18 protein-coding genes, 1 tRNA gene and 1 riboswitch are annotated in these 18,335 nt (G+C 66.6%); of the genes, 11 read left to right on the top strand and 8 right to left on the bottom strand.

Annotation, left to right across the window (positions count from 1 at the left end):
• Nucleotides 1-44 precede the first annotated feature (44 nt).
• Nucleotides 45-118, bottom strand: a tRNA-Gly gene (locus NIBR502772_RS00955).
• Between the two features lie 252 nt (nucleotides 119-370).
• On the opposite strand from NIBR502772_RS00955, the gene NIBR502772_RS00950 reads away from it, so the two are divergent.
• Entirely contained in the window at nucleotides 371-814 is a 444-nt protein-coding gene (locus NIBR502772_RS00950; RefSeq protein WP_141138700.1) for an SRPBCC family protein, read from the top strand.
• Nucleotides 815-817: 3 nt separating this feature from the next.
• Here the strand turns inward: NIBR502772_RS00950 and NIBR502772_RS00945 are convergent, their stop codons facing one another.
• Nucleotides 818-2,548, bottom strand: a complete 1,731-nt coding sequence (locus NIBR502772_RS00945; RefSeq protein ID WP_371706747.1) for a CAP domain-containing protein — start codon at nucleotides 2,546-2,548, stop codon at nucleotides 818-820.
• Nucleotides 2,549-2,685: 137 nt separating this feature from the next.
• On the opposite strand from NIBR502772_RS00945, the gene dcd reads away from it, so the two are divergent.
• Nucleotides 2,686-3,261: a dCTP deaminase gene (dcd, locus tag NIBR502772_RS00940; RefSeq protein WP_104063269.1), complete on the top strand. Its 576-nt coding sequence runs from the start codon at nucleotides 2,686-2,688 to the stop codon at nucleotides 3,259-3,261.
• Nucleotides 3,262-3,356: 95 nt separating this feature from the next.
• Here the strand turns inward: dcd and NIBR502772_RS00935 are convergent, their stop codons facing one another.
• From NIBR502772_RS00935 to NIBR502772_RS00925, 3 genes are read right to left on the bottom strand one after another with little or no spacing between them, the layout of a single operon-like run.
• Nucleotides 3,357-4,538 (bottom strand): cation:proton antiporter, encoded by a 1,182-nt coding sequence (locus NIBR502772_RS00935; RefSeq protein WP_141138699.1) that lies wholly within the window; start codon nucleotides 4,536-4,538, stop codon nucleotides 3,357-3,359.
• A gap of 5 nt (nucleotides 4,539-4,543) precedes the next feature.
• Nucleotides 4,544-5,026: a cation:proton antiporter regulatory subunit gene (locus NIBR502772_RS00930; protein ID WP_056341364.1), complete on the bottom strand. Its 483-nt coding sequence runs from the start codon at nucleotides 5,024-5,026 to the stop codon at nucleotides 4,544-4,546.
• Nucleotides 5,027-5,078: 52 nt separating this feature from the next.
• On the bottom strand, nucleotides 5,079-6,482 hold the full coding sequence (locus NIBR502772_RS00925) for an MFS transporter (protein WP_141138698.1): 1,404 nt from the start codon (nucleotides 6,480-6,482) through the stop codon (nucleotides 5,079-5,081).
• A gap of 191 nt (nucleotides 6,483-6,673) precedes the next feature.
• Here NIBR502772_RS00925 and NIBR502772_RS00920 point away from each other — a divergent pair, with 191 nt between their 5' ends.
• From NIBR502772_RS00920 to mnhG, 6 genes are read left to right on the top strand one after another with little or no spacing between them, the layout of a single operon-like run.
• Nucleotides 6,674-9,718 carry a Na+/H+ antiporter subunit A gene (locus tag NIBR502772_RS00920; protein ID WP_141138697.1) on the top strand — a complete coding sequence of 1,015 codons (3,045 nt, stop codon included), beginning with the start codon at nucleotides 6,674-6,676 and terminating at the stop codon, nucleotides 9,716-9,718.
• Nucleotides 9,715-10,308, top strand: a complete 594-nt coding sequence (locus tag NIBR502772_RS00915) for a Na(+)/H(+) antiporter subunit C (RefSeq protein WP_141138696.1) — start codon at nucleotides 9,715-9,717, stop codon at nucleotides 10,306-10,308. The genes NIBR502772_RS00920 and NIBR502772_RS00915 overlap by 4 nt, the downstream gene beginning before the upstream one ends.
• Complete coding sequence (locus NIBR502772_RS00910; RefSeq protein ID WP_141138695.1) at nucleotides 10,305-11,912, top strand: Na+/H+ antiporter subunit D; 1,608 nt, start codon at nucleotides 10,305-10,307, stop codon at nucleotides 11,910-11,912. Before NIBR502772_RS00915 ends, NIBR502772_RS00910 begins: the two co-directional genes overlap by 4 nt.
• Entirely contained in the window at nucleotides 11,909-12,454 is a 546-nt protein-coding gene (locus NIBR502772_RS00905) for a Na+/H+ antiporter subunit E (RefSeq protein WP_141138694.1), read from the top strand. The genes NIBR502772_RS00910 and NIBR502772_RS00905 overlap by 4 nt, the downstream gene beginning before the upstream one ends.
• Nucleotides 12,451-12,744, top strand: a complete 294-nt coding sequence (locus NIBR502772_RS00900; RefSeq protein WP_141138693.1) for a monovalent cation/H+ antiporter complex subunit F — start codon at nucleotides 12,451-12,453, stop codon at nucleotides 12,742-12,744. Before NIBR502772_RS00905 ends, NIBR502772_RS00900 begins: the two co-directional genes overlap by 4 nt.
• On the top strand, nucleotides 12,719-13,141 hold the full coding sequence (gene mnhG / locus NIBR502772_RS00895) for a monovalent cation/H(+) antiporter subunit G (RefSeq protein WP_141138692.1): 423 nt from the start codon (nucleotides 12,719-12,721) through the stop codon (nucleotides 13,139-13,141). Before NIBR502772_RS00900 ends, mnhG begins: the two co-directional genes overlap by 26 nt.
• 109 nt (nucleotides 13,142-13,250) lie before the next feature.
• On the opposite strand, the gene NIBR502772_RS00890 is transcribed toward mnhG, so the two are convergent.
• On the bottom strand, nucleotides 13,251-13,514 hold the full coding sequence (locus NIBR502772_RS00890) for a DUF4235 domain-containing protein (RefSeq protein ID WP_104063261.1): 264 nt from the start codon (nucleotides 13,512-13,514) through the stop codon (nucleotides 13,251-13,253).
• Between the two features lie 41 nt (nucleotides 13,515-13,555).
• A complete protein-coding gene (locus tag NIBR502772_RS00885) occupies nucleotides 13,556-14,098 on the bottom strand; it encodes a heme-degrading domain-containing protein (RefSeq protein ID WP_141138691.1) in 543 nt (180 codons plus the stop codon).
• Between the two features lie 57 nt (nucleotides 14,099-14,155).
• A riboswitch (TPP riboswitch) is annotated at nucleotides 14,156-14,297 on the top strand.
• 65 nt (nucleotides 14,298-14,362) lie between these two features.
• Here NIBR502772_RS00885 and NIBR502772_RS00880 point away from each other — a divergent pair.
• The 3 genes from NIBR502772_RS00880 to NIBR502772_RS00870 are packed head-to-tail and all read left to right on the top strand — an operon-like array spanning nucleotide 14,363 to nucleotide 17,453.
• Complete coding sequence (locus NIBR502772_RS00880; RefSeq protein ID WP_141138690.1) at nucleotides 14,363-15,013, top strand: ECF transporter S component; 651 nt, start codon at nucleotides 14,363-14,365, stop codon at nucleotides 15,011-15,013.
• Nucleotides 15,013-16,662, top strand: coding sequence for an ABC transporter ATP-binding protein (locus tag NIBR502772_RS00875; RefSeq protein WP_141138689.1), 1,650 nt, complete (start codon nucleotides 15,013-15,015; stop codon nucleotides 16,660-16,662). Before NIBR502772_RS00880 ends, NIBR502772_RS00875 begins: the two co-directional genes overlap by 1 nt.
• Entirely contained in the window at nucleotides 16,659-17,453 is a 795-nt protein-coding gene (locus NIBR502772_RS00870; protein WP_141138688.1) for an energy-coupling factor transporter transmembrane protein EcfT, read from the top strand. Before NIBR502772_RS00875 ends, NIBR502772_RS00870 begins: the two co-directional genes overlap by 4 nt.
• A gap of 48 nt (nucleotides 17,454-17,501) precedes the next feature.
• On the opposite strand, the gene NIBR502772_RS00865 is transcribed toward NIBR502772_RS00870, so the two are convergent.
• Nucleotides 17,502-18,239: a hypothetical protein gene (locus NIBR502772_RS00865; RefSeq protein ID WP_371706746.1), complete on the bottom strand. Its 738-nt coding sequence runs from the start codon at nucleotides 18,237-18,239 to the stop codon at nucleotides 17,502-17,504.
• Between the last annotated feature and the right edge of the window lie 96 nt (nucleotides 18,240-18,335).

Genomic DNA, 18,335 nt, shown 5'->3' with positions numbered 1-18,335 from the left:
GGCGGGCCAGCTGCTGTGGTGCGAAAAACGGTGGTGAGAAAGATTGGAGCGGCTGACGGGAATCGGACCCGCGTATCAAGCTTGGGAAGCTAGCGCTCTACCATTGAGCTACAGCCGCATCGCCCCGTTTTGAGCGGGGCAGAACTTAGCTTAGCGCAGATGCGATCACGCGCCAGCAACAGTGACCACGCACTGGACCCGTGTCCGCCGGGATGGCCGCTACCGGCCGCGTCATCCAGTAACTCTTCAATAACGGCGCTGTCAGTGGCTAGGTCCGGGGCGGGCCGAGTGGCTACTCTGAACCCGTTAGCTGCGGTGTCATGGGGGTGGGGCGGGCTACCACCTGACCAGCCGCTAACTAAGGACTCCCATGGTATTTGCAGAGCACGAGGTGCTTATCCGGTGCGACGCAATGACCGTGTACGCGTTCCTGGTGGACGGAATGAACCTTCCCCTATGGCGAAAGGGCATCCGCAGCATCGACTTGATGTCCGGTGCCGCCGGAACCAAGGGCGCTGTGTACCGGCAGACAACCACGGGCCGGTCAGGACGGACAATCCCCGCCGACTTTGAAATAACGCAGGCCAGGCCGGGCGCCGAGATCCAGTTCCGTGTGATCTCCGGACCCTCGCAGCCCACCGGCGGGTACTACCTCAGCACCGAACCGGCCGGCACCCGGGTCAGGTTCGCCCTCGAATACCAGCCCAAAGGCCTCCTGGGCCTGATGAACACCGGCATCCAGCGCACCATCAGGGCCGAAGTGTCCCAGCTCGCACGGCTCAAGGATGTCCTGGAAATACGGACGGCCGCCTGAGGGCTACTGCGCCAGCCGCTGGCCCGCCCAGCTTCCGGTGATGTTCGACGGCGACGCCAGGGTTCCGGTGCTCAGGTTCCAGTACTGCACCACGTCATTGGCCCGGCGCAGTGCCACCCCCGTGGAGTTCAGGGCTGTCACGTCGCGCAGCGGACGGATCCCGGTGACATCGGTCCAGCCAGTGGCGACGGTGAGCCGGGCTTCGGCGCGTGGCGCCGGAGTGCCAGCTCCGCGGTAAAGCTGCACACCGCCGTCGGACCTAATGGCCAGGAGATCCTGGAAACCGTCGGCGTCATAATCCACCATGCTCAGCTTCCTGGCCGTCACGCCGGTCGCCATGACGGTGCGCGAGGACATGTCGGCCAGGCCCACGTTCGGGTAGAGATACAGGTTGCCGCCGGTATCCAGGGCGACCAGCTGGGGGAGCCGGTTGTTGGCGCACCAGCCGCCGACGGCCAGCGTGAGGGTTTCCCAGCCGCCACCGCCCAGGGTGACCGACGCCTGGAACCCGCCGGTGGCGATGCCCCGGTGCAGGGTCAGGTTGCCGTTGGTCCACTGGGTCAGGAGGTCATAGACGCCGTCGCGGTCCCAGTCGGGGGTGAACACTTCCTTGGCCGTCCCGAAACCGGAGCCGATGACCTTGGCAGCACCAAAGGTCCTGTTCCCTGTGGAGGGGCGGTTGATGAGCTGGCCCGAGGCGTTGATGGTCACCAGATCAGCGGCACTGTTGATCGCCGCGCTGCTCAAATCCAGGGTGGGCGGCATGTGTTTGACGGCCGGGTCGCACAGGGTCGGCGGCGGAGGGGGGAAGGCGCCCCCGCCGGCGGAACTGCCCCCGGGCGACGTGACGGTGCCGGCAGGGAGAGTGGTGTAGCCGAAGAAGTTCACCACACCCCAGATGGTGTACAGATTGTTCGTGTACGAGATCCCGGCGCCCATGACGTTGAAGCGCGGGTCCAGCAGCATGGCGTTGTGGCCGGCGGAGCTTTTCCACCACTCGACTAGCTGGGCCGCGTTGCGGTCCGTGCGGATGGCAATGACCTCACCGCCGCTGCTCGGGTTCAGGGCGCGGGGGTCGGTCCAGAAGCTGGCACGGTGCTCAATGACGTCCCGGGACGCGATGCTGTCGGACCATTCCTGCGCCATGCCGGCCACCGTGGGGTGGTACTTGACCGGGGCCAGGCCCTTGGACACCCGGTAGTTGTTGATTTCGTTGAAAACCGTGAGGATGGCGGCCGTGTTGCTGTCCGGCACGAGGGCCTCAGTGCCAAGGGATTCGGTAGTAAGTGATTCCGTTGCGGGGGCTGGAGCGGTGGGAGCCGACAGGGTGGGAGCTGCGGTTTTGTTGTGGGCCAGTTCGGATTCGGGGGCCCAGAGGGGTGGCAGGGAGGGCGGCTCGGGCGCGATTGGGTCGGACGTGGTGGTCTCGGGCGCAGCCACCGTCGCCGTCGTCGGCGCCGCCGTCCCTGACGTGCCTTCTCCGGCGGGTGATGCCGGTGTGATCACCGGTTCCACGGCTGGGGCGAGCGGGGAACCGGTGCCGGTCTCAACGTCGGGTGCGCCGCCTTCGTCCGCTGTTCCCGACGGTCCCAACGTGACCGTGCGCGGTCCAAAGGCACTTGCCTGGACGGACGGCGCATTCGCCGGCGGGCCGGAATACATGCCGGCGGCCGGGGACACGAGGGCGAGCGCGCACAACATGGCCACAACGGCGGGCGCCGCAAATTTATTCAAAACCAACCCCAGATCAGTTCAGTTGTACCAGCCGGGAGACCATCCGGCGGCTGACATGCTGAGGCAACATTAGCCCCACTAGGCGACAGCAACAACGAAAAACTGTGGGCTGTGGATAATGCGGTATTTTGGGAGGCGTGCTGATCTCTGACCGCGATATTCGTGCCGAACTAGACACCCAACGGATCGTCCTCGAACCGTACGATCCCGCGATGGTCCAGCCATCCTCGGTGGACGTGCGGATCGACCGGTTCTTCCGACTTTTCGACAACCATAAGTACGCGCACATCGACCCCGCCGAAGAGCAGCCCGAGCTGACGCGGCTTGTGGAGGTGGAGAGCGGTGAGCCGTTCATCCTGCACCCCGGCGAGTTTGTCCTGGGTTCCACCTACGAGGCCGTCACGTTGCCGGACGACATTGCTGCGCGGTTGGAAGGCAAGTCCTCCCTGGGCCGTCTGGGCCTGCTGACGCACTCCACGGCCGGGTTCATTGATCCGGGATTTTCCGGCCACGTCACGCTGGAGCTGTCCAACATGGCCACGCTGCCCATCAAGCTCTGGCCCGGCATGAAGATCGGCCAGCTGTGCTTCTTCCGGCTGACCTCTGCTGCTGAGTTCCCGTACGGTTCCGGCGAATACGGCAACCGCTACCAGGGCCAGCGCGGGCCGACGGCCAGCCGAAGCCACCTGAACTTCCACCGCACCGAGGTCTGAGCCTTTTCCTTCGAGGGGTGAGATCCCGGCGCTCAGGCCCGGGCTTAGCGCTATAGCGCCGAGATCTAACCTCTCGGTGCGGGGAGCGTGGTGGCCTACGCCTTCGCGGCCAACCGGACAGGCCCGCCGAACGCCTTGAGCACCGGTTCCACATAGCGCGCGGCAAGCGGCCCGAGGACGGCCATGATCAGCACGTAGGCGGTTGCCAGGGCGGCGAGATCGTCCGGGACCACGCCAGACGCCACGGCCAGGCCGGCGATCACAATGGAGAACTCGCCGCGGGCAATCAGGGCGGCGCCTGCACGGAAGCGGCCCCGGCGTGCAATTCCGGCCCGTTTGGCAGCCCAGATGCCCGTGAGCATCTTGGTGGTGGCAGTGATGGCCGCCAGGATCAGAGCCCAGCCGAGTACCGGCGGGATGGTCGACGGGTCTGTGTTGAGCCCGAAGGCCACAAAGAAGATGGCCGCAAAGAGATCCCGCAGCGGTTCCAGGATCCGGGTGGCGCTGTGGGCGGTAGCTCCCGAGATCGCGATACCCAACATAAACGCGCCCACTGCGGCCGAAACCTGCAGGGCTGACGCGACGCCGGCCACCAGCAGTGCGGCGCCGAGCAGGTTGAGCAGGAATACTTCGGAGTTTTCGCTGTGCACCGCTTTTGATACACGGTGGCCGTGCCGCAGCGCCACCATTAACACGACGGTGACCACGGCCAGCGAGATTGCTACCGTGGTGAGCCCGCCCAGGAAGCTCACGCCCGCGAGGGTGGCGGTGAGGATGGGCAGGTACACAGCCATGGCCAGGTCCTCGAACACGAGGATGGACAGCACCACGGGGGTCTCGCGGTTACCGATCCGGCCCAGGTCCGTGATGACTTTAGCGGCGATCCCTGAGGACGATATGTACGTGACACCGCCCATAACCATGGCGCCCACCGTTCCCCAGCCGAGCAGGAGCGCCAGCGCCGCGCCGGGCAGGAAATTCAGCACCAGGTCAAGAACACCGGCCTGCCAGGACCTGCGCAGACCGGTGAAAAGCTCGGCAGCCGTATATTCCAAACCGAGCATAAGCAGCAGCAGGATCACGCCGATTTCGCCCGAGAGATGTGCGAATTCGTGCATACCTTCGAGTTTGACCACACCGCCTGCGCCGAAGGCGAGTCCGCCAACGAGGTAGAGCGGGATGGGTGACATTCCGATCCGTCCGGCCAGCCTGGCCAGGAGGCCAAGGCAGAACACAACGGCCCCCAGTTCAATGAGGGTCAGGGCCAGCGGGTCCATGACGCTCAGCCGTTGCGCAGGATGTCGGCCGCCGAATCGAGGCCTTCTTGCGTTCCAACTGCAACGAGGAGGTCACCGGAGTGAAGTACGACGTCGGGTCCCGGCGACGGGAGCACTTCGCCTTCACGCATGATCGCCACGATCGAGACTCCGCAGCGGGTGCGGATGCAGGCCTTCCCCATGGGCTGGTTCTGGAACGGGGATTCCGGGGCGATGGAGAACTGCCTGGTCACGATGCCCGGGATCTCCCGGTGCTCTTCAGTCAGCTTCATGGCAAGGTGCTGCCCGCCCAGGAGGTTACCCAGGGTGGCGGCCTCATCACCGGTCAGGGGAATCGACGCCTGGCAGGTGTCGGGATCGTCCCAAGTGGAAACGATGAGTTCCATCGTGCCCTCGCGCAACTCCACGACGCCGATGCGGCGGCCGGAAGTCGTCATGAAGTCCTTCCGACGGCCCAGGCCGGGGAGGTCAGTCTCGTCCACGTTCATACCACCAGCCTAGTCTTTGCAGGCCGGTTTCGGGCTTAAGTGCCCGTTCGCGCTAGGAGGCTGGAACGACGGCGATGGCGGTCTTGTCCGGGGACTTGACCGGGAGCAGGACCAGCAGGCCGGCGAGCAGCACCACCATGATGCCGAGGATTCCCCAGCGCTGTGCCTCGCCAGGGGCCACCAGCGGAGTGGCCAGCGTGATGCACAGGGTGAACAGCGCCGGGGCCAGGAAACTGACGGCACGGCCGGTGGTGGCGTAAAGGCCGAACAGCTCGCCGGACTCGCCGTGCGGTGCCAGCCGGGCCAGGTAAGCCCGCGACGAGGACTGGGCAGGCCCCACAAACAGGCACAGGAACAGCCCGAAGACCCAGAAGGTGGTGCTGCCGGCCCACGCCGTGCCAAAGAAGATGTAGTTTTCGTTGCCGAGGACCAGGATCATGGTCCCGGCGACCAGCAGCCCCACCAGGGAACCCATAATCACGGCCTTGGGCCCCACTCGATCGTCCAGGAACCCGCCGATGACGGCGCCGACCGCCGCAACGACGTTGCCGAAGATGGCGAAGAAGATGACCTGCGACAACTCGAAGCCAAACGTGCCGGCCGCGATGATCCCGCCGAACGTGAACACCGCAGCGAGGCCGTCCCGGAACACTGCGCTGGCCAGGAGGAAGTATATGGTGTGCGGGCTGGTGGCATAGATGGCCTTGATCCGGCGGATCAGCAGGCCGTAGGAGGCCAGGAAACCCAAGGGCCGGGCCCGCTCCGGGCGCGGGAGTTCCGGGACCGCGAACAGCACCGGCAGGGCGAAGATGAAGAACCACAGGGCGGAGAACACAGCCACGAGCCGGATGTTCAGGCTGTCCTCGGTGGAGGCGCCGAACCAGTCGAAGCTCGGCTGCACAAACAGCTGCAGCACAATCAGCAGGGCCACGATGCCGCCCAGATAGCCCATGCCCCAGCCGAATCCGCTGACCTTGCCGATGTTCTTCGGCGTGGAGATCTGGGCCAGCATGGCGTTGTAGTTGACGCCGGCAAACTCAAAGAACACATTCCCCAGCGCGATCAGGGAAACGCCCAGCAGCAGGAACTCAGGCCGCGGGAACACAAAGAAGCACAGGCCCGTCAGGATGGCGACGGCAGCCGTATTGACTCCCAGCCACAGTTTGCGGCGCCCGCCGTTGTCCGAGCGCTGCCCGGTCACCGGAGCGAGCAGCGCGATGGCGATCCCCGCAATGGCCAGTGCACCGCCAAGAACGGCCGAAGCCTGATCCTCGCCGCCGAAGGCATTGGAGGTGAGGTAGACCGTGAACACGAAGGTGGTCATTACCGCGTTGAAGGCCGCAGATCCCCAGTCCCAGGCGGCCCAGGCGAGGACCCGGGCCTTGGCGGTGGCCTGGGTTCCGGACGCGAGTTCCGATGACGGCTGCATGGCCTCAGGAGCGCTGGCGGTGTTCATAGGCTGAATCGTATCCGCCCCTGGCGAACATCGCGGTGATAGTACGCCGGACACCGGGGAGATTGCAGGTACCGCGATCCGGGGCGGGAAAAGTGCCAGTGGTGCCTTGATAAACTGTGGCCACCGAACCTGACGAATGACCGCCTGCCCTAACTTTTGACAATCGAATCCCTGACGTTGCGGAGATACCAGTGATCACAGTCCTTGCCGTGCACTTTGCGGTGGCTGCCGTGGCGCCGTTTCTCTTCAGGGCCTGGGGTCGCAACGCGTTCTACGCGCTGGCGGCTGCGCCCGCAGCGTCCTTTGTCTGGCTGCTGTTCCAGCACGGCGCCGTGTACTCGGACGCCGGCGCGGTCTCGGAGGTTATCCCGTGGATTCCCGGGCTGGATCTTGAGTTCGCCTTCCGGCTCGATCCCCTTGCCTGGGTGATGTCGCTCCTGATCCTGGGCGTCGGCGCCTTGGTGCTCGTCTATTGCGCCCGGTACTTCAGCCTCAAGGACCAGGATCTCGGAGGCTTCGGCGCCCAGTTCCTCGCCTTCGCGGGAGTAATGTTCGGCCTGGTGATCGCTGACGATCTTCTGCTGATGTTCATCTTCTGGGAACTCACCACCATCCTGTCCTACCTGCTGATCGGCTTCGCCCGCACCAGGCTGGCGGCCCGGCGTTCGGCGCTGCAGGCACTGATGGTCACCACCGCGGGCGGGCTGGCCATGCTGGTAGGCCTGATCATGCTGGGCCACAGCGCCGGCACGTACAGGATTTCGGCGATCCTGGCTCAGGCTCCCACGCTGATCAGCGGACCTTCCGGAGCAATCGTCGCCGCCGCCGTCGTACTTATCCTGGTGGGCGCCATCAGCAAGTCCGCGCTGGTTCCCTTCCACTTCTGGCTTCCCGGAGCCATGGCAGCGCCAACCCCGGTGAGCGCGTACCTCCACGCCGCGGCGATGGTGAAGGCCGGGATCTACCTGGTGGCGCGGCTCGCCCCGGGATTTTCCGACACCGCCTACTGGCAGTCCATTGTGCTGGGGCTGGGACTTGCCACCATGCTGGTTGGCGGCTACCGGGCGCTCCGGCAGACCGACATCAAACTCATCCTGGCTTACGGCACCGTCAGCCAGCTGGGGTTCCTGACCATGGTGGTGGGGCTGGGCACTCCGGATGCGGCCCTCGCCGGCCTCGCGATGCTCCTGGCCCACGGACTGTTCAAGGCCACCCTGTTCCTGGTGGTGGGCATCATCGACCACCAGGCCGGGACCCGCGATGTGCGCCAGCTGTCCGGCGTGTTCGGGCAGTCCCGCGCGCTCGGAATAGTGGCCGGCATCGGTGCCGCCTCGATGGCAGGCGTCCCGCTGCTCGCCGGATTTGTGGCCAAGGAATCAGTGCTGGAAGCCTTTGTCCACCACGCTTCCGGCGGCGAGGCCTGGAGCCTGGTGGTGCTCGTGGGCATCGTCCTCGGGTCCGTTCTCACGTTCGCCTACAGTGCGCGCTTTATCTGGGGAGCGTTCGCGGTGAAGCCCGGGATTGAGCGGACAACGTTCAAGGCGGTCAAGCCTTCCTTCCTGGCAGCCCCGGCCGTCCTCAGCGTCCTCAGCATCGTCTACGGCCTCTGGCCGGCGTCAGTGGACGCCTGGGTCCAGCCCTACGCCGCGCTGTTCGCCTCCACCGCGTCCGACGCCGGCACACCGGCCGAGCAGGCCGGCCACCTTGCGCTGTGGCACGGTTTCACCCCCGCCCTGGGACTGACCGCCCTCACGTTTGCCCTCGGCCTGGCGATGTACTTCGGACGGAACCTGGTGGCCCGCGCGCAGTCCCGCGTTCCCGGCTGGATCGACGGCGACCGCATGTACCAGCTCACCATCGGCGCCCTGGACGACACCGCGGTCTGGATTACGGGCCGCACGCAGCGTGGTTCCCTGTACTTCTACCTCGCCGTGATCCTCACGATGGCGTTTGCGCTGCCGCTGACCGCGATGGTGCTGGCGGGCAAGCCGCTGCCGGACAACCTGTACTTCATCGATCCCTACTCGCCGCTGCAGCCCGTGGTCGGGGCGGGAATTGTGATCGGCGCGCTGGCCGCGGTCAAGGCCAACAAACGGTTCCTCGCCGTGCTGATGGTGTCCGTCACCGGATACGGGATTGCCCTGATGTTCGCGCTCCAGGGCGCGCCGGACCTGGCCCTCACGCAGATGCTTGTGGAAACCATCATCCTGGTGGCCTTTGTCCTGGCCATGCGAAGCCTGCCCGCGGAACTCCGTGACCGCACCGGCGGCAAGTACCGGGTGGTCCGCGTGATCATCGGGGCGGCGTTCGGCGTCACCATGGTCTTCGCCGCCATCCACGCCATGGGCGCCCGGGTGGCCGTCCCCGTGTCCCTGGAATTCCCGCGCCTTGCCTATGAAGGCGGCGGCGGGCTGAACATCGTCAACGTGACTCTGGTGGACATCCGCGCCTGGGACACTTTCGGTGAAATATCCGTCCTTGCACTGGCCGCCACAGGTGTTGCCAGCCTCATCTTCGTCCGCGGCCGCGGCGACCGGACCAGGGTCTCTGCAACTATTGCCGAGGGCAGCGTCGGCCGCCAGGTCGCAGTGGATCCCGGGTCGCGGGAAGCCGCGGCCCTGGCCATCAGCCGCAAATTCGCCGCCTCCGCCCGGGATGCCTGGATCGTGGCGGGGCGCACCCTGGCACCGGAACGGCGTTCCATCATCTTTGAAGTGGTCACGCGGCTGATCTTCCACTCCCTGATCATCTTCTCGCTCTACCTCCTCCTGGCCGGCCACAACCTGCCCGGCGGCGGCTTCGCCGGCGGCCTGACTGCCGGACTTGCCCTGGCCATCCGCTACCTGGCCGGCGGCCGGTTCGAACTGCGCGAGGCCACGCCCGTCGGCGCCGGAACGCTGCTGGGGATCGGGCTCGCCACTGCGGCGGCGTCCGGTGTGGTGCCACTGCTGCTGGGCGGCCAGGTATTCCAGACCGCCATCATCGAACTCTGGCTGCCGGTGTTCGGGGACATCAAGTTCGTTACGTCCACCATCTTCGACATCGGCGTCTACATTGTGGTGATCGGCCTGGTGCTGGACGTCCTCCGCAGCCTGGGCTCCGAGATCGATGAACACTTTGAAGAGCAGAGAACTGCGCCCGCCGAGGACTCGCCAGACGACGACGCCCCTGCGACTGCCCAGGTGCGGGAACCCGTGGGCGTCCCCGCCGAAACCACTGCGAGGGGCCGAGGATGAGCGTCAACCTGACCCTGCTGACCGTGATGGGTGCCCTGTATGCGTGCGGCATCTACCTGATCCTGGAACGCAGCCTCACCCGTGTCCTGCTCGGGCTGATGCTGCTGGCGAACGCCACTAACCTGTTGATCCTGGCCACCGGCGGCTATGCCGGCCTGGCACCCCTGTACAACAAGGACACCGGCGCGCATGAGTACGCGGACCCGCTGCCACAGGCCCTGATCCTCACGTCGATCGTGATCTCCTTCGCCGTGACGGCCTTTATGCTCGGCATCATCTACCGCACGTGGGTCCTGGCCCGCCAGGACGAGATCCAGGACGACGTCGAGGACCTCCGGGTCGCCGAGACCCCCCGCTTCGACGCGGAGGACGACGCCCCGATCCCGGCCGAGACTTCCGAGTTTCCCCTGACCATGCTTGGCGGCGACGGGAGCACGGTCTCGGACCACCCAGCGGCTGCGGACGGCCCGGAAGGGGCCGGGGGTTCCGTCACGGCCGGTGCCAAGAAGATTCCTGCCGCGGATGCCGCCGCCGAAGAGCAACCCGGCTCGCGGAACGTAACCCCTGGTCCCGAAGGAGGTGTGAAGTGAACATCGCAAGCTTTGCCCCGCTCGCCGTCGTACTTCCCATCCTCGGTGCCGCCCTGGCCTTCCTGCTGATCCGGCACTCCCGTGCCCAGCGCGCGGTCAGCATCGGCGTGCTGTCCCTGACCCTCCTGCTGGAGTGCCTGCTGCTGGCCTCCGTGTGGGACGGCGGAACGGCCGCCGTGACCATCGGTGGCTGGCTGCCGCCGTGGGGCATCACCATGGTGGTGGACCAGTTCTCGTCCCTCATGCTCGTGGTGTCGTCGGCCATTAGCCTCGCTGTGTTGGTCTACGCCACGGGGCAGGGCATGGCCGACGGCGACCAGGACGCGCCGGTGTCGATCTTCCACCCCACCTACCTGATCCTGGTGGCCGGGGTCTCTAACGCGTTCCTGTCCGGGGACCTGTTCAACCTGTACGTCGGCTTCGAGATCCTGCTGACGGCAAGCTATGTGCTGATGACACTGGGCGGGACCGGCCCCCGCATCCGCGCCGGCGTCACCTACGTGGTGGTCTCCGTAGTGTCTTCGGTGCTGTTCCTGATCTCCATCGCCATGGTCTATGGCGCCACCGGAACCGTGAACATGGCCGACCTCGCCATCAAGCTCGCGGACCTGGACGAGGGAACCCGGACCCTGCTGCACGTGCTGCTCCTGGTGGCCTTCGGTATCAAGGCGGCCGTGTTCCCGCTGTCGTTCTGGCTGCCTGACTCCTACCCCACGGCGCCCGCGCCGGTCACCGCCGTGTTCGCCGGCCTGCTGACCAAAGTGGGCGTCTACGCGATGGTGCGCACGGAGACCCTGCTCTTCCCCGGGGACAGCCTGAACACTCCGCTGATGGTGGCGGCGCTGCTGACGATGGTGGTGGGAATCCTCGGCGCCTTGGCCCAGAGCGACATCAAACGTCTGTTGTCCTTCACCCTGGTCAGCCACATCGGCTACATGGTGTTCGGCCTGGCGATGTCCTCGGTGGCCGGGCTGGGCGCCGCCGTGTTCTACGTGGCCCACCACATCACCATCCAGACCAGCCTCTTCCTGGTTACGGGCCTGATCGAACGCCGCGGCGGCAGCTCCTCCGTGGACCGGCTGGCAGGCCTCGCCAAGCTGTCACCCATGCTGGCCCTGCTGTTCTTTATCCCCGCCATGAACCTGGCCGGGATCCCGCCGTTCTCCGGTTTCCTGGGGAAAGTGGGGCTCATCCAGGCGGGCATCGAACTGGGCACGCCCCTGGCCTACGCCCTGGTGGTCGGCGGCGTGGTCACCAGCCTCCTGACGCTGCTGGCCGTTGCGAGGGTCTGGAACCGCGCCTTCTGGCGCAAGCCCTCGGACGCCGAGCACCCGGACCCCGTCCTGCTGGCCGAGCCCAAGGATTCGGATACCGGCAGCCGGGCCGGCCGCAAAAACGTCACGCTGCTGCCCCGCACCATGGTGGGGTCAACCCTGGGCCTGGTGGTCCTGGGCGTGTCACTCACTGTTTTTGCGGGCCCGTTGTTCACTGTCTCGGACCAGGCCGCCCACGAAATGCTGGACCGGTCCGCCTACATCCAGGCCGTGCTGGGCGAGGACACGGACGTTCCCCCGCTGGCCCTGAAAGACGGTGGGGGCAAATGAGCCGCCGCCGGATTTCCCTCCGCCAGGAACTGCCCCTGCTGGTATGGCTGGTGATTGTCTGGGGCGCCCTGTGGCAGGACTTCAGCCCCGGCAACCTGCTCTTCGGCGCGTTGCTGGCCGTGCTCGTGGCCCGGATCTTCTACCTGCCGCCGGTGGAACTCAGCGGCAGGTTCAACATTCTTTATGCAGTGCCATTTGCCCTGCGTTTCCTGGGCAGGGTGGCGGCAGCCAGCGTTGAGGTGATGTACTTGGCGGCTGTCCGCGGCCCGCGGGTCATCAACGCCGTCGTCGCGGTGCCGTTGCGGAGCCACCAGGATCTGATGGTCACCGCCACCGGACACGTGATTTCGCTGATCCCGGGCTCGCTGGTGGTGGAAGTGGACCGGTCAACGTCCACCCTGTACCTCCACGCGCTCAATGTCAGCAGCCCGGAAGAAGTGGAAAGCCTGCGCAAGGAAGTCCGCTCCATCGAAGCGGGCCTGATCAGGATCATGGGCACCCGCGAGGAACTCGAAGCAATCCGGCAGGAGGCCGCAGCATGATGCAGACCGTCCTGGCTGTCACCGCAGTCATTCTTTCGCTGGCAGCGGCGGGAGCCATCATCAGGATCTCCCGCGGCCCGTCGCTGCTGGACAGGGTGCTGGCCTCCGACGTACTGCTCGCGATCCTCGGTGCGGCCCTGTGCATCGACATGGCCGTCAACCGGCACCTGAACAACCTGATGCTGCTGGTGGCGCTGTCCGTGGTCGGCTTCATCGGGTCGGTGACCGTGGCGCGCTACGTGGCCGACCGGCGGGAGCAAGCCAATGAATCCCGAGGCCAGCGTGGTTGATAACGTCATCGATGCCGTGTCGGCGGTGTTCCTGGTGGTGGGTGCCCTCATGTCGCTCGCCGCCGCCGTGGGCCTGCTCCGCTTCCCGGACCTGCTGAGCCGGATGCACGCGGCCACCAAGCCGCAGGTGCTGGGGCTGTTCCTGCTCCTGGCGGCCATCGGCCTGCAGCTGCGCACCTGGTGGGTGTGGCCGGTGCTGCTGGTGGCCTGGATTTTCCAGCTGCTGACGGTGCCGGTTTCCGCCCATATGGTGGGCCGCGCCGGTTACCGGACCAAACACCTGCACCGTGAGCTGCTCAGCTCCGATGAACTCGAAGCCGTGGTTCAGAAGGCGGCCCAATCGGCCCGGGATGAATCGTCCAGGGATGAAGCGTCCGACGGCGGCCGGCGGGACTGAGCGACACGCGCAGCCCCAGCGTCCCGTGTGAGTTTTTGTCCAGATAATCGGGTATCTCGGCCGGTCTGAACCGATTATCTGGACAAGAACTCAGGGGCTGGTGGTGCGGTTAGACGATGTCCTGGGACTTGGCGAAGCGGGTGATGGCCCGCTGGGTGCCGCGGTTGGCGAGCACCTGGATGATGGTGCTGACCGAGGCCGAAATGAGCGCGAACGTCAGGGCCGAGCGCAGGGTGGTGGGAGTGTCTTCGTCCTTGCCGGTGGGAGGCTTCCGGCCGGTGGACTTTTCCCACACGGTATTGACCACCTTGGTGCCGACGAACCCGGCGCCGATGCTGATTGCAGTGCCGAGCAGCTTGATGAACAGGTTCATTCGTTGAACTCCTTGTGAGCGGATCCGGGACTTCCTTTAGCCTAACCCGGCTGCATGGACTCCAGAATCTCCCGCAGGGCTTCCACCACCAGATCGTGGTCCTGCTGCTGTGGCAGGCCCGAGACCGTCACCGTGGCCACTGCACCCACACCGGCGACGTAGACCGGGAAGCAGCCGCCGTGCGGGGCGTAGGTGGACTCGTCGAACCAGCCGTGGTCCTCGATCCGGCCGCCGTGCAGCCTGCCGCGCAGGCCCACCAGCAGCGACGGGATCTCATACCTGGCGGCGGTGCGCTGCTTGGCCCGGATCCAGTGCTCGTTGTCGGGGGTGGCGCCGTCCAGGGCAACATGGAAAAGGACCTGCTCGCCCTTGGTGATGTCGATCGCGATAGGCAGCCGGCGCGATTTGCCCAGCTCCACCAGGAGCAGCCCGAGGTTGAGGGAGTCGTCCTTGCTGAAATGCGGAAACTGCAGCTCGTTGATCTCGGCTTCGACCCGGGCAATCAGGGCCTCAAGCAGCCCCGCCGGCTGGGGCACCGTCGAATCAGGATTGAACGCAGTCACAGTCGGGTTGTTGGCAGTCATGGCCCACAATCTACCCCGCCCGCGGTGTAAACTGGAGCACGCCCATCAGGGCAGATTTATTTACGACAGGGGAGCGCCGCCGTCGGACATCACTGGCATTGCCAGGGAACCGCAGGTGGGCGCTGAGAGTGCGGACAGCCGCAGACCCTCGAACCTGATCCGGTTAGTACCGGCGCAAGGGAGTCGAGTTCTCGAAGTGTCCGGAAACGGCGGCAGCGCCGCACGCCGGGGCACTTTCCCCTCCTGTTCCTCAGGAGGACCAAAATGACAACTGCAGCAATCAAAAAACCCGGCAATACCTGGCGCGTTGTGGACATCGTGGTGGCGGCACTCATCGCCATCACCGGCGGCGTGATCTTCTGGGCCTGGTCCCAGGGCGCCGGCATCGTCTCCGCCCCCATGAACGCCGTTTACCCCCCGCTGACCGGCCTGATCGCCGGCGGCTGGATGATCCCGGCAGTGCTGGGCATGCTCATCATCCGCAAACCCGGCGCGGCGCTCTTCTGCGAAGCGGTGGCCGCCACCGGCGAACTCATCATGGGCTCGCAGTACGGCGCCACCGTGCTGATCTCCGGACTCCTCCAGGGCCTGGGCGCCGAGCTGGTGTTCTTCCTGCTGGTGTACGGCAACTTCCGGTTCAAGTCCTTCCTGCACCAGAAGTACAACCTCATCGCCGCGCTGCTGGCCGGTGCCGGCGCGGGCCTGTTCTGCGGCCTCAATGACTCGTTCCTGCCGTGGGGCTGGAACATCGCCTACGAGCCCGGCGACAAGCTCGCGTACATCGTGTTCTGCACCATCTCCGGCGCGGTGATTGCGGGCGCGCTGTCCTGGATCGCCACCCGCGGCCTGGCCAGGACCGGTGTGCTGAGCTCGTTCGCGTCCCGGAAGGCAGCGTCGGAGCCCGTCTTCAACTGATGACCGCTTCCGACGCCGGCGCTTACGGAGTACGACCCGCCGCGGTGTCCGCCCGTGCCTGGGGCTGGCGGCATGCCGGACGTTCCGCCCCCGCCGTCCGGGGGCTCGACCTCGACATCGCTCCCGGCGAGCGGGTGCTGCTGCTGGGCCCGTCGGGCGCGGGCAAGTCAACGCTGCTGCACGCGCTCGCAGGGGTGCTGGGGGATGAAGAGGACGACGCCGACGAAACCGGTTCGCTGCTGATCGACGGTGTGGTGCCCCGCGGGCAACGCGGCCGCTCGGGCCTGATGCAGCAGGATCCGGAAACGCAGGTTGTTCTGTCGCGCCTGGGTGACGACGTCGCCTTCGGCGCCGAGAACCTCGCCGTTCCACGGGACGAGATCTGGCGGCGCGTCCATGAAGCGCTCGACGACGTCGGGCTGCGGAGTGCCGGGGGCGGCGGTTTGAACGCCAGCGACGGCGCTGGTGCGGGCTCCGGTTTGAACGCCGACGGCGGCGCTGGTGCGGGCCGGCTCCCGCTGGACCACCCGACGTCGGCCCTGTCCGGCGGGCAGAAGCAGCGTCTGGCGCTGGCCGGGATCCTCGCGATGCGGCCCGGGCTGATCCTGCTGGATGAGCCCACCGCGAACCTGGATCCCGCCGGCGTGCTGGAAGTCCGCGACGCCGTGGGCCGCTGCCTGGACAAAACCGGTGCCACCCTCGTTGTGGTGGAACACCGCGTGTCCGTCTGGAAGGACCTGGTGGACCGGATTGTGGTGCTGCAGCCGGGCTCGGCAGCGGGTTCCGCTGCTTCCTCCGCTACGTCCGCAGTCCTGCTGGACGGGCCGCCGGACCAGGTGCTCGCGGAGGCACGGGACATGCTGATCGGCGCAGGCGTCTGGGTGCCGGGCTATGTTCCGGCAACCCGCCGCCGCGTGTCCGCAGGCTCAGGTGACCTGCTGCTGGCGGCCGAGGACCTGGCCGTCTCCCGCGAGCGTCCGCGGCGCCGCGGCTTCCGGACCATCCCGCCCGTACCGGTGCAGCTGGGCATCACGGCCCAGGTCCGTTCCGGCCAGGCACTCACCGTCACGGGGCCCAACGGCGCCGGCAAGTCAACGTTTGCGCTGACGCTCGCCGGGCTTCTGGCGCCGGTGGCGGGGAAGGTGTCCGCCGCCGTCGAGCTTTCCGAGGGGGCCGGGATCGATCCCTTCAAATGGAAAGCCAACCAGCTGATTTCCCGCATCGGAACCGTGTTCCAGGAGCCTGAGCACCAGTTCGTGACCGGCCGCGTGCTGGACGAGCTGATGTTCGGCCCGCGGCACCTGGGGCATGGCGAGGAGCGGGTGGATGAGCTGCTGGAACGGCTGCGCCTGACGCACCTGGTGGACGCCAATCCATACACGCTCTCGGGAGGCGAAAAGCGGCGCCTCTCGGTGGCCACTGTCCTCGCGGCCCACCCTCGTGTGCTGGTCCTCGACGAGCCGACGTTCGGCCAGGATGCCAACACCTGGGCCGAGCTCGCCTCGTTCCTCTCAGAACTGCTCGACGCCGGGACCTCCGTGGTTTCCGTGACCCACGACCAGGAATTCAGCGCAGTCCTGGGCGGGGCCGGACTGCGGCTCGGCCCGGCCTCGCGCGGCGGCGCCCGCCAGGAAGCAGGTGCGGCATGAGGGATGCCCTGACCCTCCGCGGCAACCACGCGCTGCTGACGCGCGCCAACCCGCTGGCCAAGTTCGCCGTCGTCTTCCTCATCACCCTGGTGCTGGCGCTCTCCATCGACTGGGTGTCCGCCTCGGTGGCGCTTGCGGCCGAGCTGGCGCTCTTTCCGCTGGCCGGCCTCACCCTGCGCCTGCTGTGGCAGCGCGGCTGGCCGCTCATCATCGCGGCAGCCCTGGGCGGCTGGAGCACGGCGATCGTCGCGGCGGACAGCGGCGCTGTACTGCTCGACGTCGGGATCTGGTCGATCAGCGAGGGTTCCCTTCAGCTGGGAATCGGTTTTATGCTGCGCGGCCTCGCGATTGCCCTCCCGGCGATCCTGCTTATGACCTGCACGGACCCCACCGACCTCGCCGATGCGCTGGCCCAGAAGGCCCGGCTGCCGCACCGGTTTGTCCTCGGCACGCTGGCCGCGATGCGCCTGGTGGGACTCATGGCCGAGGAATGGCAGACCATCGGCATGGCGCGGCGGGCCCGCGGCGTGGGCTCGCAGGGCAGCCCGCTGCAACGGCTGCGGGCCACCCTCGGGCAGAGCTTCGGGCTCCTGGTCCAGGCCATCCGCCGGGCGTCCCGGCTGGCCATCACCATGGAAGCGCGCGGTTTCGGCACCGGGCAGCGGACGTGGGCGCGGGAATCCACGTACTCGCCGCTGGACGCCTGGGTGCTGGCGGGCGGTGTGCTGATCGCGGCGGCCGCCGTGGTTGCCGCGGCTGGGATGGGGACCTGGAACTTCGTCTGGCGCTAGTCCGGGCGGGCCATGCTTCTGGATTCTGGCTACGGCGCGCTGTGCCTGCTAAATGCACGAGTGATCGTAGTCGAAGCCCCTGGAGACGAACTGGGTCAGGGTGACCGTGCCGCCGGGGGTTAGCGGCGCATTCGAGCAGTTGGCCGTGGCTCCGAAGGCCGTGCGGGCGCCTGCCAGCCAGCTGGGCAGGGCATAAAGGTTGCTGGAGCTGCTGACGCTGCCCACGATCTGTCCCCATTGATAGGCCGAGGAGTAAATGCCGACGTCGGCGCCGATGCTGTGAAAAAAGTCGGTCATACCTTCTAGGACGGCACGGTTGGCATTCTTGTCGGGGGACCAGCTGTTACCTGTTTCAACATCGAGCCACCACAGGTAGTCCGAGGGGCTGCTGATGCCGCGGATGTGGGCGTCGTCGTACGCCTTGGCGTAGCCGTACATGTATGCGCACGCCGGGGCAACGTCCTTGTCCTTGCAGGTGCCGTAGGGGTTGGATACAGCGTTGGCTGCGGGGTAGTTGTTACTGGTCGGCCACCAGGAGCCTGCGTGCCCGGGGTTGGCGGTGTTGACGTAAAGGGCCACGGACGGCTGTTCGGTCGGGTTCACCGTGATGGCTTCGGCCCAGCGGAGCAGTTCGGCGAGGCAGGGGTTACTGGTGCTGGCCAGGCCATTGTTGACGCCCACGATCCCGAAAGCTGGAGCGGCGGGAAGCGCCTTGTTGCACTGAGGCCACGAGACATCGTTGCCCAGTGCTTGCTCGGCGCCCTCGCCCGGTGAAGGGGCGGCCACGGACGCCGGCGCCACGATAATCCCGCAAAGGGCCATGAGCAGGCACAAGATGGCACACGCTAAAGCATGGGATGCTGTGGCCGCATTCCCATACAT

Origin of the sequence: Pseudarthrobacter sp. NIBRBAC000502772, from assembly GCF_006517235.1 — a bacterium.
Taxonomy (GTDB): Bacteria; Actinomycetota; Actinomycetes; order Actinomycetales; family Micrococcaceae; genus Arthrobacter.
This window is presented reverse-complemented; position numbering and strand designations above follow the sequence as displayed.

Excerpts from the sequence above, each read along its gene's own strand:
- NIBR502772_RS00950 (WP_141138700.1), top strand. The coding sequence starts at position 371 with ATGGTATTTGCAGAGCACGAGGTGCTTATCCGGTGCGACGCAATGACC.
- NIBR502772_RS00935 (WP_141138699.1), bottom strand. The coding sequence starts at position 4,538 with ATGGACCCGCTGGCCCTGACCCTCATTGAACTGGGGGCCGTTGTGTTC.
- NIBR502772_RS00930 (WP_056341364.1), bottom strand. The coding sequence starts at position 5,026 with ATGAACGTGGACGAGACTGACCTCCCCGGCCTGGGCCGTCGGAAGGAC.
- NIBR502772_RS00925 (WP_141138698.1), bottom strand. The coding sequence starts at position 6,482 with ATGAACACCGCCAGCGCTCCTGAGGCCATGCAGCCGTCATCGGAACTC.
- NIBR502772_RS00915 (WP_141138696.1), top strand. The coding sequence starts at position 9,715 with ATGAGCGTCAACCTGACCCTGCTGACCGTGATGGGTGCCCTGTATGCG.
- NIBR502772_RS00905 (WP_141138694.1), top strand. The coding sequence starts at position 11,909 with ATGAGCCGCCGCCGGATTTCCCTCCGCCAGGAACTGCCCCTGCTGGTA.
- NIBR502772_RS00900 (WP_141138693.1), top strand. The coding sequence starts at position 12,451 with ATGATGCAGACCGTCCTGGCTGTCACCGCAGTCATTCTTTCGCTGGCA.
- mnhG (WP_141138692.1), top strand. The coding sequence starts at position 12,719 with ATGAATCCCGAGGCCAGCGTGGTTGATAACGTCATCGATGCCGTGTCG.
- NIBR502772_RS00890 (WP_104063261.1), bottom strand. The coding sequence starts at position 13,514 with ATGAACCTGTTCATCAAGCTGCTCGGCACTGCAATCAGCATCGGCGCC.
- NIBR502772_RS00885 (WP_141138691.1), bottom strand. The coding sequence starts at position 14,098 with ATGACTGCCAACAACCCGACTGTGACTGCGTTCAATCCTGATTCGACG.
- NIBR502772_RS00880 (WP_141138690.1), top strand. The coding sequence starts at position 14,363 with ATGACAACTGCAGCAATCAAAAAACCCGGCAATACCTGGCGCGTTGTG.
- NIBR502772_RS00875 (WP_141138689.1), top strand. The coding sequence starts at position 15,013 with ATGACCGCTTCCGACGCCGGCGCTTACGGAGTACGACCCGCCGCGGTG.
- NIBR502772_RS00870 (WP_141138688.1), top strand. The coding sequence starts at position 16,659 with ATGAGGGATGCCCTGACCCTCCGCGGCAACCACGCGCTGCTGACGCGC.